Raw genomic sequence first — 13,702 nt, forward strand, 5'->3', positions numbered from 1 at the left:
AGCTCCATGAACTGGCTTCCCGTGGTGCTGTCCGTGCTCCTCGCCGTCGCGGCGGGCATGCTCGCGAGCGTCGACGCGGCGATCTCCGCATTCTCCAAGGCCCGGGCCGAGGAGCTCGAGGACGAGGGACGCTCCGGCGCCTCCCGGCTCTCGCGCATCCTTGCGGACCCCGCCCCCTATCTCAACTCGGTCCTGCTCCTGCGGGTCATCGCCGAGACCGCGAGCATCGTGCTGGTCGCCCTGGTGGTGGCTGACGAGCTCGACGGCCTGTGGACGCGCGCGGCCGTCGCGGTCGCGATCATGTCCGTCGTGAGCTTCGTCCTCATCGGTGTCGGCCCGCGCACGCTCGGACGCCAGCACGCCGAAGCCATCGCGCTCGCGTCGGCCATGCCGGTCATCGGCGTCACCCGGCTGCTGGGTCCGGTCCCGAAGCTGCTGATCCGGCTCGGCAACGCGGTCACGCCGGGCAAGGGCTTCAGCGAGGGACCGTTCGCCTCCGAGGTCGAGGTCCGTGAGCTCGTCGACCTCGCGGCCGCGAGCTCGCTGATCGAGACCGACGAGGGCAAGATGCTGCAGTCGGTCTTCGAGCTCGGCGACACCATCGTCCGCGAGGTCATGGTGCCCCGTACCGACCTGGTGTTCGTCGAGAAGCACAAGACCCTGCGCCAGGCGATGTCGCTGGCGCTGCGCAGCGGGTACTCCCGCATGCCGGTGATCGACGAGAACCTCGACGACGTCGTCGGGATGGCCTATCTCAAGGACCTGACCAAGCGCGTGTTCGACAACCACGTCGCCGAGACGACCGAGCGGGTCGAGTCCATCGCACGACCGTGCCTGTTCGTCCCCGACACCAAGCCGGCAGGTGACCTCCTCAAGGAGATGCAGGCCCAGCACACGCACGTGGCGATCGTCGTGGACGAGTTCGGCGGCACCTCGGGCATGATCACGATCGAGGACATCCTCGAGGAGATCGTCGGCGAGATCACCGACGAGTACGACAACGAGCCCGAGGCCAAGGAGCAGCTCTCCGACGGCTCGTGGCGGGTCAGCTCGCGGTTCGAGGTCGACGATCTCGAGGACCTCTTCGACATCCCGATCGAGGACGAGGACGTCGACTCGGTCGGCGGTCTGATGGCCAAGCACCTGGGCAAGGTGCCGATCCGGGGCAGTGTCGTCGAGGTCGAGGGACTACGTTTCGAGGCCGAGGGGCCGTCCGGGCGACGCAACCGCATCGGTCACGTCCTCGTCAGCCGCATCGCACCTCCGCCAGAAGACCTGAAAGGCTCCGACCATGGATATCAGTCCTGAGGACGCAAAGCTGGTGACGCTCGCGCGCACCTCCCGCGCCCGCACCAACGCGGAGCACGGCGCCGCCGTCCGCGACCAGGACGGGCGCACGTACGTCGCGTCGACCGTCGTCCTGCCCTCGATCCGGATCGACGCCCTCGACCTCGCGGTCGCGATGGCCGTCTCGTCCGGCGCGACCGGCATCGAGGCCGGTGCGCTGGTGGGGGAGATGATGCCCGAGCCCCTGGTCAGCGGCACGGCCGTCCGGGACGTCTCGGGGCACGGCATCCACGTCTACCTGGCGGACCCGTCGGGTCAGGTCGTGCGGGTGAGGACCACATGAGCGCCGAGACGGGCCGCGTGCACCGCTCGGGATTCGCCTGCTTCGTCGGTCGTCCCAACGCGGGCAAGTCGACGCTGACCAATGCGCTGGTCGGTGGCAAGATCGCGATCACGTCCTCCAAGCCACAGACGACGCGGCATGCGATCCGCGGGCTGGTCAACCGTGACGACGCCCAGCTGATCCTCATCGACACCCCGGGCCTGCACAAGCCGCACACGCTGCTCGGCGAGCGGCTCAACGCCCTCGTGCGCTCGACCTGGTCGGAGGTCGACACGATCGGCATGTGCCTGCCGGCCAACGAGTCCGTCGGTGAGGGCGACAAGTTCCTCATCAAGGAGCTGGCCCAGATCAACCAGGGCAAGCGTCGGCCCAAGCCGATCTTCGCGATCGCGACCAAGATCGACCTGGTCAAGCCCGACCGCCTGCGTGACCACCTGCTCTCGATCCAACAGGCCGGTGCGGACGCAGGCCTGCAGTGGCAGGAGATCATCCCGGTCTCGGCCGTGGCCGACGACCAGGTCGACCTGCTGGCCGATCTGCTGATCGGCACGCTGCCCGAGGGCCCGGCTCTCTATCCCGAGGGTCAGCTGACCGACGAGCCCGAGGAGACGCTCATCGCGGAGATCATCCGCGAGGCCGCGCTCGAGGGCGTCCGCGACGAGCTGCCCCACTCGATCGCCGTCGTGGTCGAGGAGATGGTGGCCCGCACCGACCGTCCGAAGGACAAGCCGCTCGTCGACGTCCGGGTCAACGTCTACGTCGAGCGGGACAGCCAGAAGGGCATCATCATCGGCAAGCAGGGCTCGCGGCTGCGCCAGATCGGCAGCGACTCGCGCTCCCAGATCGAGAAGATCCTCGGCACGCCCGTGTTCCTCGACCTGCACGTCAAGGTTGCCAAGGACTGGCAGCGCGACCCCAAGCAGCTCCGCAAGCTCGGCTTCTAGCTGCTGCGCCCCTCGGGCGCCTACGCTGCGGCCTCGCCCCCGCACCACCCTACGCGGCGCGGGGTTGCTGCTGGGTGAATCTGGCGTGGCGTCGAGGACGCTGCTCGGGGTCGATCCGGGGCGGCGGGATGATCTCGGGGATGCCGTCCTCGCCCATCCGGGCGGCCCACTCGCCTTCGTGGACCAGGAAGTGGTGGAAGTGGCACAGCAGTGCTGCGTTGGTCAGGTCGGTCGGCCCGCCCTCGGACCAGAAGCTCAGGTGGTGCGCCTCGCACCAGGCCGGCGGCCGATCGCAACCGGGAAACACGCAGCCCTTGTCACGCACGGCCAGCGCAAGGCGCTGGTGCCGGTCGTACAACCGCTTGGTCATGCCGTGGTCGATGACGCGGGTGCCGTTCTCCAGGTACAGCGCGACGAGATGGGCGTTGCAGGCCAGCCGCTGGGCCTTGGCGGCCGAGGTGGTCGTGCCTGACGTGTTGGTCGCGGTGCCCTGCCCGGTGCGCAGGTCGTCGACATCGATCGTGACGGCCACCGTCGCGGCGAGCCCACCGGCCTGGGGGAGAGCGCCGGTCGGCAGGTGCTCGACCAGCTCGGTGAACGCGTGGCCCATCTTCTGGTCGCGTGGCAGCGCCAGCCAGTCATCGGCTCCCAGGCCGTGGTGCACGGCGTTCTCCGCGGTCCGGCGTGGCGCGATGATGCCCTCGATCGCGGCGCGCAACGTGTCGGCGTCCGCATCCGGGATCGTGAACGCTCCGTGCGTGGTGCCGTCGCCGCGCCGGCGCATCGACAGCTTCGTGGCGTCCCAGGCCTTTTGCTCCTGCTGGCGCAGCTGCTCCCCGAGATGCTCGTCCGCGCCGTCGGGGTCGATGACCTCGAGCACGCGGTTGGCCAGACGCCTCAGGTCGTCGAGTGAGTAGTCGGCGGCGAGACGGATCAGGTGCGCCTCGGCGTTGCTGCGCTCCTCGTCACCGCACCACTCGGGCAGCGCGCCGATCGCCTTCATGATCACGCCCGCCTGGTCGGTCGACAGCCCACCTGCGGCCCATGCCGCCCGGGTCGCCTCGGTGTGGGTGCCTGTGACCCGTGCCAGACCGACGAGCTTGGCGGCCTCGCCCTTGCTGATCCCCGTGGTGCTCGCCAACCAGGTCGTCGTCGAGGTCGCGCCCTCCTCCTTGGCCAGTCCCATGCCCTCGGCGCAACCGGCCAGTCTCGACAGGGCGGCATCCATCGAGGTCCGCGCCCTCACGAGCGCCAGCGCGACCTGCTTGACCTCCGAACCGGTCAACGTCCACGGCTCGAGCGCAGCCATGTCGTCGGTCAACGATGACAGCTGCTCGACGATCATGGGCGGACTCCGGAGGACTAGAACGTATGTTCGATCCTATCGCGCTCCGCGGCTCGAGCACAAGGGCTCGCGCAAAGAAATATCCTGCAATTTCAGTCAGAATCGACCACGGAAAGTTCCCGGTCCCAGCCTACGCCGAGGCTCCGACACCGTCCCTGACGACTCGGTGGGGCGGTCAGCGGACCTCAAAACCGAGCTCGCCGACCGGCTGCTGCTCGGTCACCTGGACGTCTGACACCGCCGCCCGGGGTGGGCCGGTGCGGCACCACTCCACGAGCTGGTCGACCACTTCGGCCGGGCCCTCGAAGACGGCCTCGACCGATCCGTCGGGACGGTTCGCGACCCACCCGGTGGCCCCCAGCCGGGTGGCCTCCTGCTCGCACGACGCCCGGAAGAAGACGCCCTGCACGGTTCCTCGCACGATGACATGTCGACGCTCCATGCCTTCCACCGTAATAGGGTCGGGCAGGTGGAAGACCTCGATGCTGTCGACGCCCTGAAGGAGATCGCGTTCTGGCTGGAGCGCGCCCAGGCCAAGAGCTACCGCGTCGAGGCGTTCCGCAAGGCCGCTGCCGCGATCGGTCATCTCAGCCCCGACGAGATCGCCGCGCAGACCCGGGACGGCCGCATCAAGCGGATCAAGGGCATCGGCGACCGGACGTACGGCGTGATCAGCCAGGCCGTGGACGGGCAGGTGCCGGACTACCTCGCCGAGCTCCGCGAGCAGGGGGCCGCGCCCTTGGCCGAGGGCGGCACGGAGCTCCGAGCCCAGCTGCGTGGCGACCTGCACAGCCACTCGGACTGGTCGGACGGCGGATCGCCCATCGAGGAGATGGCCCGCGCGGCCCGTTGGCGCGGCCGGGAGTACCAGGTGCTGACCGACCACTCGCCCCGCCTGACGATCGCCAACGGACTCAGCGCCGAACGCCTCACCGAGCAGCTCGATGTCGTCGCCGAGGTCGACGGGGCGTACGACGACTTCAGGCTGCTGAGCGGCATCGAGGTCGACATCCATGACGACGGCAGCCTCGACCAGACCGACGAGATGCTCGAGCGCCTCGACGTCGTGGTGGCCAGCGTCCACTCCAAGCTGCGGATGGACGCCCAGGCGATGACCCGCCGGATGATGACCGCGGTCGCCGATCCGCACACCAACGTCCTGGGCCATTGCACGGGCCGCCTGGTGCAGGGCGGGCGCGGGCAGCGACCGCAGTCGCAGTTCAACGCCAAGGCCGTCTTCGCGGCGTGCGCCGAGTTCGACGTCGCGGTCGAGATCAACTCCCGGCCCGAACGTCAGGATCCGCCCGACGAGCTCATCGCGCTGGCCCTCGACGCGGGTTGCCTGTTCGCGATCGACACGGACGCACACGCACCCGGGCAGCTGGACTTCCTCGACCTCGGCGCCGCACGCGCGGAGGCGGGCGGCGTGCCGGCCGACCGGATCGTCACGACCTGGCCGGTCGACCGCCTGCTCGAGTGGTCACACGCCAAGCGTTGACGGTGAGCCCAGGCCGGCGGCGAGCTCGCGGATGTCGTGCTCGGTGACGTCCGGGAGGAGGCGGCCGGTGACGGCGTCGTAGACGTCGATGAGCCCCGACAGGTCCTTGACCATGCGTCGCGCCCGTGCCGGGGCGTTGCCGCAGTCGGCCCGGCACTCGCCCGACGCGGCCACCTTGTGGGCGATCACGAGCGCCGTCAGTGCGTACGCCTCGGCGGTGCCCAGGTCGGGGGAGAGGGCGAACGGGAAGATCCGGGCCATCCGTTCGTGGAACCCGACGTGCTCGGGGTCGAGGTCGCCGTGGTGGGTCAGCGGGAACTGCATCGCCTCCGTGAACGCGGCGTGCACGTCGTCGTCGGTGTCGAGGCCGATCAGCCGCTCGGCCCGCTCGATCGCCGCCAGCGCAGGCCCTCTCGAGCTGGGCTCCAGCAGGGCGACGACCTGCCGGGCCTGCGCGAGGCGCAGGTGTGCGCGCAGGGCGGGGGAGTCCTCGGTCGTGCCGAACAGGCGCCCGATCAGAGGCACGAGCCGTGAGCGGTCGCTGTCACGCAGCAGGTCGTTGACGGTGCGGGCCTCGTGGGACAGCAGCTCGTGGGTGCACTCGGGACGATCGCTCCACTCCTCGCCGGCCAGCAGCGAGACGTACTCCATCACGCAGGCCTCGCCGCGCGAGGAGTCGTGGGACCCGGCCGAGAGGGTGGGCAGGGCGTCGGGCACGCGGGAGATCACCCCTTCATCCTCCTCGTGCCGTCAAGCACGCTCGCTCACGTGAGCAGGGCGGCGAGAGTGCCGCCCAGCTCGTACGCCCGGTCGAGGTCGTCCTGGCCCGGATCGCCCATCACCTCGAGCACGTTGGCCGACTGCGCCCACGGAAGTGCCTGGACGATGCTCTGGACCGATCGCACCGCGCCCGTCGTGTCGTACCGGCCGTGCACCCACAGTCCGTACGGCTTCCTCCCGGTCCCGGTCGGCCCGGCCGAGCCGTCATCGCTGAGTGCGCCGCCCACCTCGAGGAATATCGTGTCGAAGAAGTGCTTGAGGGCGCCGCTCATGTAGCCGAAGTTGGCGCTCGTGCCGAGGACGTACCCGTCGGCACTGAGGACGTCGTCCGCGCGGGCCTCCAGCGCCGGACGCACGACCACGTCGACGCCTTGCACCTCATCGTCGTGGGCGCCGGCCACCACCGCCTCGGTGAGCTGCGCCAGGGTGGGCGTGGGCGAGTGGTGGACGATGAGCAGACGAGCCATGGGTCCAGCCTGCACCCTGACGCGGTCGCCCTCGCACGGCACGTGGCACGAGAGCTGATTCGCCCTCGAATCAGACCCTTCTTCCCCTAGTGTGAGCGACATGCGATCCGGTGCGCGGTCCCTCCTTCGTCGTGGTGCGCGCCGTGCGAGGACGGCCGCCCGGGTGCTCGTGCGGGGGCTGCCCCCGGCCCCGACGGCCGTCGCGCGGCCGGCCGCGAAGCGCTCCACAGATCCGATGCCGGGTCGCTGGGTGCGCCTCACGCACGGTCCGGCACGTGGAGCGGGGCTGCCCGAGCGGCGGGGCCTGGACCCGGCCGAGGCCGCTGCGGTGGACGCCGGCTGGCTGCTCGTGGACGCGTACGAGCGCATCAGCACCCACGCCGCGAAGCACGTCTTCGGGCACGAGCAGGAGGCGTGGGACGCCTATGCGCGGGACACGATCGAGCTGCTGAAGAGCCCCGAGGGCCGCCAGATGGTCGACATCGAGGAGAGCCGGGTCAACCGGCTGCGATACCGACGCACGATGGATTTTGCGATGAAGGGCGACCGGGTCTTCGACGTGGGGTTCGGCCGTGGATATCTCGCGGCCCAGCTCATCAAGGGCCGCGAGGTCGCCCGCTATCACGGCATCGACATCATCGACACGTGGGTGGAGGAGTCCTACCGCCTGCTCGAGACCAATGGCCTGGCCGACGCCGACATCAGGCTCGAGGCGGGTGACCTGTTCGCGCTCACCGCCGAGAAGATCGCGGCGACCGATGCCAACCTGGTCATCTGCTGCGAGGTGCTGGAGCACGTCGACGACGCCGAGCTCGCGCTTCGGATCCTCGCGGACGCCCTTCCCGAGGGCGCGGACCTGCTGTTCTCGGTGCCGCTGCACGGCCGGCTCGAGCACGTGTGGGGCCATGTCTCGGTGTTCGACGTGGCGCGGCTGAAGGGCATGCTGGCCGGCGCGGGACTCTTCGCCCATCACGTCCAGCCGCTCGCGAACACCTGGACGCTCGTGGTCGCGTCGAGATCGCCCGAGCCGTCAGCACGCGTCCGTGACGCCGACCGCCGGCCGGACGTGGACGCCTCCGCCCCATTGGTCCGCGCGCGTCACTTCGTCGACGTGCCGCAGGCGGGGTTCGTCCCGGCGCGTGGCGGCGAGGCCACGGTGGAGCCGCAGCAGGGGCCGTGGGTCACCTGCCGCTCGACCGGCGGCGGCGTACGGTTCCCCGTCGCCGGCATCGAGTCGCTCCGCCTGGGTCTTGGCTACACCGAGTGTGCCGATCTCGAACGTCTCGACGTCGTGGCGTACGCGGGCACCACGCGCGTCACATCGTGGTCGTTCAAGCCGAGCGAGCGGCTCCCCGCCGAGGGCAAGCGGGCCGTCTGGCTGCGTGCGGGGGAGGCGTCGAGGGGGTTCGTGCCCGCGCCGTACGGGGCGATGCTCGACGTGGACGCCGTCGAGGTCCGGCCCCGCCTGGGTGCTGGGGGATCGGCGACGTTCGAGCTGCGGGCGGCCTACCTGCCGTAGCCGAGGCCCCCGGGGTGTCGGGCGCACGCACTTTCTGGCTGCGCGTTTGCCTCCATGTGCTTACCATCACATATGGAGTTCGACACCGTAGCGCGGGCCATCCTCGGCAACATCGAGAAGGTCCTCGCCGGCAAGCGCGAGGCGGCCGAGGCCGCACTGGTGGTCGTCCTGGCCGAAGGACACCTCCTGATCGAGGACGTGCCCGGGGTCGGCAAGACCATGTTGGCAAAGGCGCTCGGCCGCTCGGTGAGCTGTTCGGTGCGACGCATCCAGTTCACGCCCGACCTGCTCCCGTCGGACATCACCGGCGTCTCGGTCTACAACCAGGTCGAGCGCGAGTTCGAGTTCAAGCCCGGTGCGGTGTTCGCCAACATCGTGATCGGCGACGAGATCAACCGGGCGTCGCCCAAGACCCAGGCAGCCCTGCTCGAGGCGATGGAGGAGCGGCAGGTCACGGTCGACGGGACGACCTACACGCTCGCCAGCCCGTTCTCGGTGGTCGCGACGCAGAACCCCTTCGAGATGGAGGGCACGTACGCGCTGCCCGAGGCTCAGCGCGATCGGTTCATGGCCCGCATCTCGATGGGCTATCCCGACGCCGCGGCCGAGCTGGCGATGGTGCAGGGCCGCGATGCGCAGAATCCGTTCGACGCGCTCGAGGCCGTGGCCACGATCGACGACGTCCAGCACATGATCGCGACGGCCCGCGCGGTCTACGTGTCACCGGCCGTCGAGCAGTACGCGGTCGCGATCGCGCAGGCCACCCGCGTGCATCCCGATCTCCGACTCGGCGCGAGCCCGCGCGCCACGTTGCAGCTGGTGCGGGCGGCCAAGGCGCGCGCCGCCGTGCAGGGCCGCGACTTCGTCCTGCCCGACGACGTCGACGCTCTCGTCCAGGTGGTTCTTCCGCACCGACTGATCCCGATGCGCGGGGTCGCCTCGGTCGAGGACGTCGTGGCCCGCATCGTGGCCGAGACGCCCGTGCCGGCCGGCACCGTCCAGCCGAGCTGACATGGCCCGCGACAGACCTCAGGGTCGGCTGCGCGAAGCGGCGAGGTCGGTGGTCCTGACCCGACGCGGCATCGGCTTCCTCGTCGGCGCGGTCATCTCGTTCATCCTCGCGCCGCTGCTGTCGCTGCCGGCCATGCTGTACGTGACGGGGCTGCTGCTCGGCCTGGTCGTGCTGTCCACGGCGTTCGTCCTTCTCGGGCACTCGCGGGTACGGATCGAGCGGTCGTTCAGCCCGCAGGTCGTGCAGCCGGGCGCCTTGTCCCGGGCGACGGTGCGGGTCACCAACCTGTCGGTGCTGCCCTGTCTCGAGGCCCGGTGGGAGGACCATCTCCCGCACGGCATCTCGGGGGACGCCTCGGGTGTCCTGCCGGCCCTCGGCGGGAGCCACAGCGCCGAGTCGCGGGTCACCTTCTCGTACGCCCTGCAGGGCCTGCGGCGGGGGCGGCATGCGATCGGACCGCTGCGGGTCGACGTCTGCGACCCCTTCGGCCTGGTCTATCGCCGTCACGCGTTCGGCACGGCCGAGCCGCTCACGGTCCTGCCCCGGCTGGTCACCCTGCCGGCCATCACGCCGCGCGGGTCGAGCGCCGACGGCGCGACCCGGCCCGCCCCGCAGAACGCCGGTGTCGGTGACGACGACGTCGTCGCGCGCACCTATCTGCCTGGTGACGCGCTCAAGCGCATCAACTGGAAGGCCACCGCGCATCGTGACCAGCTCATGGTGCGTCAGGAGGAGCAGCAGATGACGCCTCGCGCCGCGGTCCATCTCGACTGCGAGCCGTCGAGCCAGGGCACGGCCCGCGACCGCAGGAACGACTGGGAGTACTCCAGCGCGTTCGAGTGGTGCGTCGCCGCCGCGGCCTCGGTCACGGCCCACCTCGTCCGGGCGGGTTACGTCGTCACGGTGCAGTCGAGCGGCCACGCCGTCGATCGCGTCGTCGCGGAGGGGCAGGACACCCTCGAGGACGCGATGGTCGACCTGGCGGTGCTGGAGCCCGAGCCGCGCGACCACGACGCGCGCATCAGTCCCGAGCGCGCAGTGTTCGCGGTGCTGGGGCGGCTCACGCCGGAGCGCGCCCGGCACTGGACGGCCGCTCTCGGGGCGTCGCGGTCAGTCCTCGCGTTCGTCGCGGTCGGCACGTCGACCGCGGCGCTCGACGTGCTCGACGCGGCCCGGTGGAACGTCGTGGAGTACGAGCCGAAGGACGACCTGGCCGAGCTGTGGACCCACTTCGACGGGGCGAGGGCCGATGCTGCGAGCTGACCCCCACCCCCGCGCGCCGGCCAGGAGCACCGGCGAGATCTGGTTCGACCACGCGCTCGTCGCGGTCGCGCTCCTGCTGCTGCTGAGCGGCTACGGCTCGATCATCGAGGGCAACGACTGGCGCGTCACGACGATGCTGATCGCCGCGATGACGGGCGTCACGTGTGCACTGCTGCGGGGGCTCGGGTTCCGGTTCGTGGCACCGGTGGCCCTTCTGGTCCTGCTGATCGCGATCGCGTGGATCTTCGTCCCCGACACCCTGCTCGCGATCCTCCCGACCGGGGACACGTTCAGCGCCCTGGCCGATCTCGGCCGGTCCGCACGCGAGATCATCGTCGAGGAGCAGGCGCCGGTGGGCGCGGCCGAGCCGATCGTCCTGGTCGTCTCCTCGTCGTTCGGCCTCATCGTGATCGTCGCGGACATGCTCCTGCAGAGCAGACGTGCGGCCCCGCTCATCGGCATGCTTCTGATGGCGGTCTTCGTTGCCCCGGGGCTGATCTCGGGCGAGACCCCGTCGCTGTGGCTCTTCCTGGCCGTCGCAGCGCTGTGGCTGGTGCTGCTGCGCTCCCGCACGCCTGGCACGGGCCTCGCACGCCGCGGGGCGGGACCCGCGCTGGTCCTGGGTGCGGGTGCGCTCGCCGCAGCGGTCGCCTTCCCGGTCGTGTCGCCCGACGTCAGCGCGGTGGCCGCGAGCTGGGGACGTCCGCCGCCGGCCGTGTTCGGGCGCGACATCAACCCGATGCTCCAGCTCGGGCAGAACCTGCGTCGCAACTCCAGCAGCCAGGCGCTGACCTACACGACCACCGCGGACACCGCGCAGTACCTCAAGGTCGCGACCCTGCGCGACTTCACCGGCAAGACGTGGCGGCCCGCCGAGTTCGGCCGCTTCGACCGGCTGGAGGGCCAGCTGCCGATCAACAACGAGATCGCGATCGACCAGATCAGGACCACGATCTCGATCAAGGGGCTGCGCAGCTCGCTGCTGCCTGTCCCGTACCCGGCGCTGCCGATCGTCCGAGGCCTCAAGGGGGAGTGGAGCTTCCGCAACCCCGGCCTCACCCTGCGCTCGGAGCAGGACGACTCCCGCGGGGAGACGTACTCGGTCGAGAGCCTGGAGGTCGCGCCGACGGCCGAGCAGATGCGGGCGATCGAGACCCCGATCGGCCCCCAGCTGGCCCGATACGTCGAGCTTCCCAACGACCTGCCGCGCATCATCCGTGACACGGCCGAGGAGGTCACGGCGGGCGCGGACAACGACTACGACCGCGCACGGGCGCTGCAGAGCTTCTTCCGCTCGAGCGGCGGCTTCCGCTACTCCGAGACCACGCCCGCGGCCGAGGACTACGACGGCAACGGCATGGACGTGATCGCCAGGTTCCTCGAGGTCAAGGCCGGCTACTGCGTGCACTTCTCGTCCTCGATGGCCGTCATGGCCCGGGCGCTCGGCATGCCCGCGCGCATCGCGGTCGGCTACGCGCCGGGATCGGTGATCGGCGACCGGGGCGGCTCGACCGAGTACGAGGCGACCTCGGACAACCTGCACGCGTGGACCGAGATCTACTTCCAAGGCGTCGGGTGGACGCGCTTCGACCCGACCACCAACGTGGGCAGCTCGACGGCGTTCGAGGAGCCCGCCGCCGTGGTGGAGGACAGCGAGGACGAGGCGTCCCCGGCCCCCGCCGCGCGCGACCGGAGCCAGGACAACGTGCCCGAGGAGGCGGCCGCAGCCGAGGCCACCGAGTCCAAGACGTCGTCGCGCACCGCCTTCACGACGCTCGCGGCCCTCCTGGTCCTCGGTGCGGCTCCCTGGCTCGTGCGCAGCCTCCGACGACGGTGGCGGCTGGCGCGTGGACACACGTCCGTCGAGCCGTTGTGGCGTGAGCTCGAGGACGTCGCGCGCGATCTCGGGATCCCCGGCTCCGCCGCCGACACGCCACGCGGCTTCGCCGCTCGGCTGCGTCAGCGGGACGGGGTCGACACCGACGCGCTCGACCGGCTGCTCCGGCGGGTCGAGGCGACCCGCTTCGCCAAGGACGCAGCCGGCGGCGGTGACGAGACGGCCGACCTGGTCGCGGTCGCCTCCTCGCTCCGCGCGGGCGCGAGCCCGGTCGATCGGCTCCGAGCGACCCTCCTGCCCCGCTCGCTCGGTGGCCGGGTCGCGGTCCAGGCGCCCGCCGCGCCGGGCACGCTGGCCACCTGACCAGGCGTTACCGCTCGGATGAGGGCGGGGTGCCGTCGCCGAACGGACGGCCGCCGAGCGCCTCGCGTCCGTGCGGGGTCAGCCAGACCTCCGGATCGGGGCCCTGCGGCACGATCTGCGTCGGGTTGATGTCGGTCTGCACGACGTAGTAGTGCTGCTTGATCTGATCGAAGTCGATCGTCTCGCCGAAGCCGGGGGTCTGGAACAGATCGCGCGCGTACGCCCACAGCACCGGCATCTCGGTCAGCTTCTGCCGGTTGCACTTGAAGTGACCGTGGTAGACCGCGTCGAATCGGGCCAGGGTCGTGAACAGTCGCACGTCGGCCTCGGTGATCGAGTCGCCCATCAGGTAGCGGCGGTCGGCGAGCCGCTCCTCGAGCCAGTCCATCGCCGCCCACAGGCGTTCGTACGCTGAGTCGTACGCCTCCTGCGTGCCGGCGAAGCCGCAGCGGTAGACCCCGTTGTTGATCTCGGTGAAGATCCGCTTCATGACGTCGTCCATCTCGTCGCGGACGTCGGCGGGCCACAGGTCGGGGGCGCCCTCGCGGTGGTGCTCGGTCCACTCGGTCGCGAGGTCGTGGGTGATCCACGGGAAGTCGTTCGTGACGACCTGACCGGTCGGCACGTCGACCATCGCGGGCACCGTGATGCCTCGCGGGTAGTCGGGGAACCGCTTGAAGTACGCCTCCTGCAGGCGCTCGATGCCGAGCACCGGGTCGCGACCGCCGGGGTCGAGGTCGAAGGTCCAGCTGCGGGCGTCGTGGGTGGGCCCGCAGTAGCCGATCGAGATGACGTCCTCGAGGCCCAGCAGGCGCCGGACGATGATCGCGCGGTTGGCCCACGGGCACGCCTTGGCCACGATCAGGCGGTAGCGCCCCGGCTCGACGGGCCAGCCATCGCGCCCGTCGCGGGTGATCCGGTCCGGGATGTAGTTCATGTCCCGGTCGAACTCCTTGTTCGGCTCGACGTACGACCCCATGCTCGACTGGCTGTTCATGCAGCCAGCGTAGATCGCAGGGGCAGACCGCGCCGGGCGACTAGGGT

At 70.6% G+C, this 13,702-nt stretch carries 13 protein-coding genes; 8 read left to right on the forward strand and 5 right to left on the reverse strand.

Translation table 11 applies throughout. The annotated features are described in order from the left end of the window. Positions 1-6: 6 nt before the first annotated feature. Genes GEV26_RS05670 through era form a run of 3 tightly spaced genes read left to right on the forward strand, consistent with a single transcriptional unit; the run spans position 7 to position 2,574 of the window. Positions 7-1,308 (forward strand): hemolysin family protein, encoded by a 1,302-nt coding sequence (locus GEV26_RS05670; protein WP_153652160.1) that lies wholly within the window; start codon positions 7-9, stop codon positions 1,306-1,308. Continuing rightward, on the forward strand, positions 1,292-1,630 hold the full coding sequence (locus GEV26_RS05675) for a cytidine/deoxycytidylate deaminase family protein (protein WP_153652161.1): 339 nt from the start codon (positions 1,292-1,294) through the stop codon (positions 1,628-1,630). Before GEV26_RS05670 ends, GEV26_RS05675 begins: the two co-directional genes overlap by 17 nt. Continuing rightward, complete coding sequence (gene era, locus GEV26_RS05680) at positions 1,627-2,574, forward strand: GTPase Era (RefSeq protein ID WP_153652162.1); 948 nt, start codon at positions 1,627-1,629, stop codon at positions 2,572-2,574. The genes GEV26_RS05675 and era overlap by 4 nt, the downstream gene beginning before the upstream one ends. Positions 2,575-2,623: 49 nt before the next feature. Here the strand turns inward: era and GEV26_RS05685 are convergent, their stop codons facing one another. Both GEV26_RS05685 and GEV26_RS05690 read right to left on the reverse strand, forming a co-directional pair. Next, positions 2,624-3,919: an HNH endonuclease signature motif containing protein gene (locus tag GEV26_RS05685; protein WP_153652163.1), complete on the reverse strand. Its 1,296-nt coding sequence runs from the start codon at positions 3,917-3,919 to the stop codon at positions 2,624-2,626. Between the two features lie 175 nt (positions 3,920-4,094). Beyond that, a complete protein-coding gene (locus tag GEV26_RS05690; RefSeq protein ID WP_153652164.1) occupies positions 4,095-4,361 on the reverse strand; it encodes an acylphosphatase in 267 nt (88 codons plus the stop codon). A 27-nt stretch (positions 4,362-4,388) separates the two neighbouring features. On the opposite strand from GEV26_RS05690, the gene GEV26_RS05695 reads away from it, so the two are divergent. Next, positions 4,389-5,417, forward strand: a complete 1,029-nt coding sequence (locus GEV26_RS05695; protein WP_243838952.1) for a PHP domain-containing protein — start codon at positions 4,389-4,391, stop codon at positions 5,415-5,417. Here GEV26_RS05695 and GEV26_RS05700 read toward each other — a convergent pair. Together GEV26_RS05700 and GEV26_RS05705 are read right to left on the reverse strand one after the other, a co-directional pair. Then, on the reverse strand, positions 5,400-6,146 hold the full coding sequence (locus tag GEV26_RS05700) for a hypothetical protein (protein WP_153652166.1): 747 nt from the start codon (positions 6,144-6,146) through the stop codon (positions 5,400-5,402). The two genes, GEV26_RS05695 and GEV26_RS05700, sit on opposite strands and share 18 nt — an antisense overlap. Before the next feature lie 35 nt (positions 6,147-6,181). Beyond that, positions 6,182-6,664 carry a flavodoxin family protein gene (locus GEV26_RS05705; protein ID WP_153652167.1) on the reverse strand — a complete coding sequence of 161 codons (483 nt, stop codon included), beginning with the start codon at positions 6,662-6,664 and terminating at the stop codon, positions 6,182-6,184. Between the two features lie 100 nt (positions 6,665-6,764). Between GEV26_RS05705 and GEV26_RS05710 the strand changes: the two genes are divergently transcribed. From GEV26_RS05710 to GEV26_RS05725, 4 genes are all read left to right on the forward strand, one after another. Then, positions 6,765-8,183 carry a class I SAM-dependent methyltransferase gene (locus GEV26_RS05710; protein ID WP_153652168.1) on the forward strand — a complete coding sequence of 473 codons (1,419 nt, stop codon included), beginning with the start codon at positions 6,765-6,767 and terminating at the stop codon, positions 8,181-8,183. A gap of 72 nt (positions 8,184-8,255) precedes the next feature. Then, a complete protein-coding gene (locus GEV26_RS05715; protein WP_153652169.1) occupies positions 8,256-9,194 on the forward strand; it encodes an AAA family ATPase in 939 nt (312 codons plus the stop codon). Between the two features lie 49 nt (positions 9,195-9,243). Next, positions 9,244-10,458 carry a DUF58 domain-containing protein gene (locus GEV26_RS05720; protein ID WP_194839975.1) on the forward strand — a complete coding sequence of 405 codons (1,215 nt, stop codon included), beginning with the start codon at positions 9,244-9,246 and terminating at the stop codon, positions 10,456-10,458. Continuing rightward, on the forward strand, positions 10,445-12,658 hold the full coding sequence (locus GEV26_RS05725) for a transglutaminase TgpA family protein (RefSeq protein ID WP_153652171.1): 2,214 nt from the start codon (positions 10,445-10,447) through the stop codon (positions 12,656-12,658). Before GEV26_RS05720 ends, GEV26_RS05725 begins: the two co-directional genes overlap by 14 nt. 7 nt (positions 12,659-12,665) lie before the next feature. Here the strand turns inward: GEV26_RS05725 and GEV26_RS05730 are convergent, their stop codons facing one another. Beyond that, positions 12,666-13,655 (reverse strand): glutathione S-transferase family protein, encoded by a 990-nt coding sequence (locus GEV26_RS05730; RefSeq protein WP_153652172.1) that lies wholly within the window; start codon positions 13,653-13,655, stop codon positions 12,666-12,668. Between the last annotated feature and the right edge of the window lie 47 nt (positions 13,656-13,702).

This window comes from Aeromicrobium yanjiei (assembly GCF_009649075.1).
GTDB lineage: Bacteria > Actinomycetota > Actinomycetes > Propionibacteriales > Nocardioidaceae > Aeromicrobium > Aeromicrobium yanjiei.

Bases quoted from the DNA above. Each gene is read 5' to 3' on its own strand.
- GEV26_RS05670 (WP_153652160.1), top strand. From the start codon at position 7: ATGAACTGGCTTCCCGTGGTGCTGTCCGTGCTCCTCGCCGTCGCGGCG.
- GEV26_RS05675 (WP_153652161.1), top strand. From the start codon at position 1,292: ATGGATATCAGTCCTGAGGACGCAAAGCTGGTGACGCTCGCGCGCACC.
- era (WP_153652162.1), top strand. From the start codon at position 1,627: ATGAGCGCCGAGACGGGCCGCGTGCACCGCTCGGGATTCGCCTGCTTC.
- GEV26_RS05685 (WP_153652163.1), bottom strand. From the start codon at position 3,919: ATGATCGTCGAGCAGCTGTCATCGTTGACCGACGACATGGCTGCGCTC.
- GEV26_RS05690 (WP_153652164.1), bottom strand. From the start codon at position 4,361: ATGGAGCGTCGACATGTCATCGTGCGAGGAACCGTGCAGGGCGTCTTC.
- GEV26_RS05705 (WP_153652167.1), bottom strand. From the start codon at position 6,664: ATGGCTCGTCTGCTCATCGTCCACCACTCGCCCACGCCCACCCTGGCG.
- GEV26_RS05710 (WP_153652168.1), top strand. From the start codon at position 6,765: ATGCGATCCGGTGCGCGGTCCCTCCTTCGTCGTGGTGCGCGCCGTGCG.
- GEV26_RS05715 (WP_153652169.1), top strand. From the start codon at position 8,256: ATGGAGTTCGACACCGTAGCGCGGGCCATCCTCGGCAACATCGAGAAG.
- GEV26_RS05725 (WP_153652171.1), top strand. From the start codon at position 10,445: ATGCTGCGAGCTGACCCCCACCCCCGCGCGCCGGCCAGGAGCACCGGC.
- GEV26_RS05730 (WP_153652172.1), bottom strand. From the start codon at position 13,655: ATGAACAGCCAGTCGAGCATGGGGTCGTACGTCGAGCCGAACAAGGAG.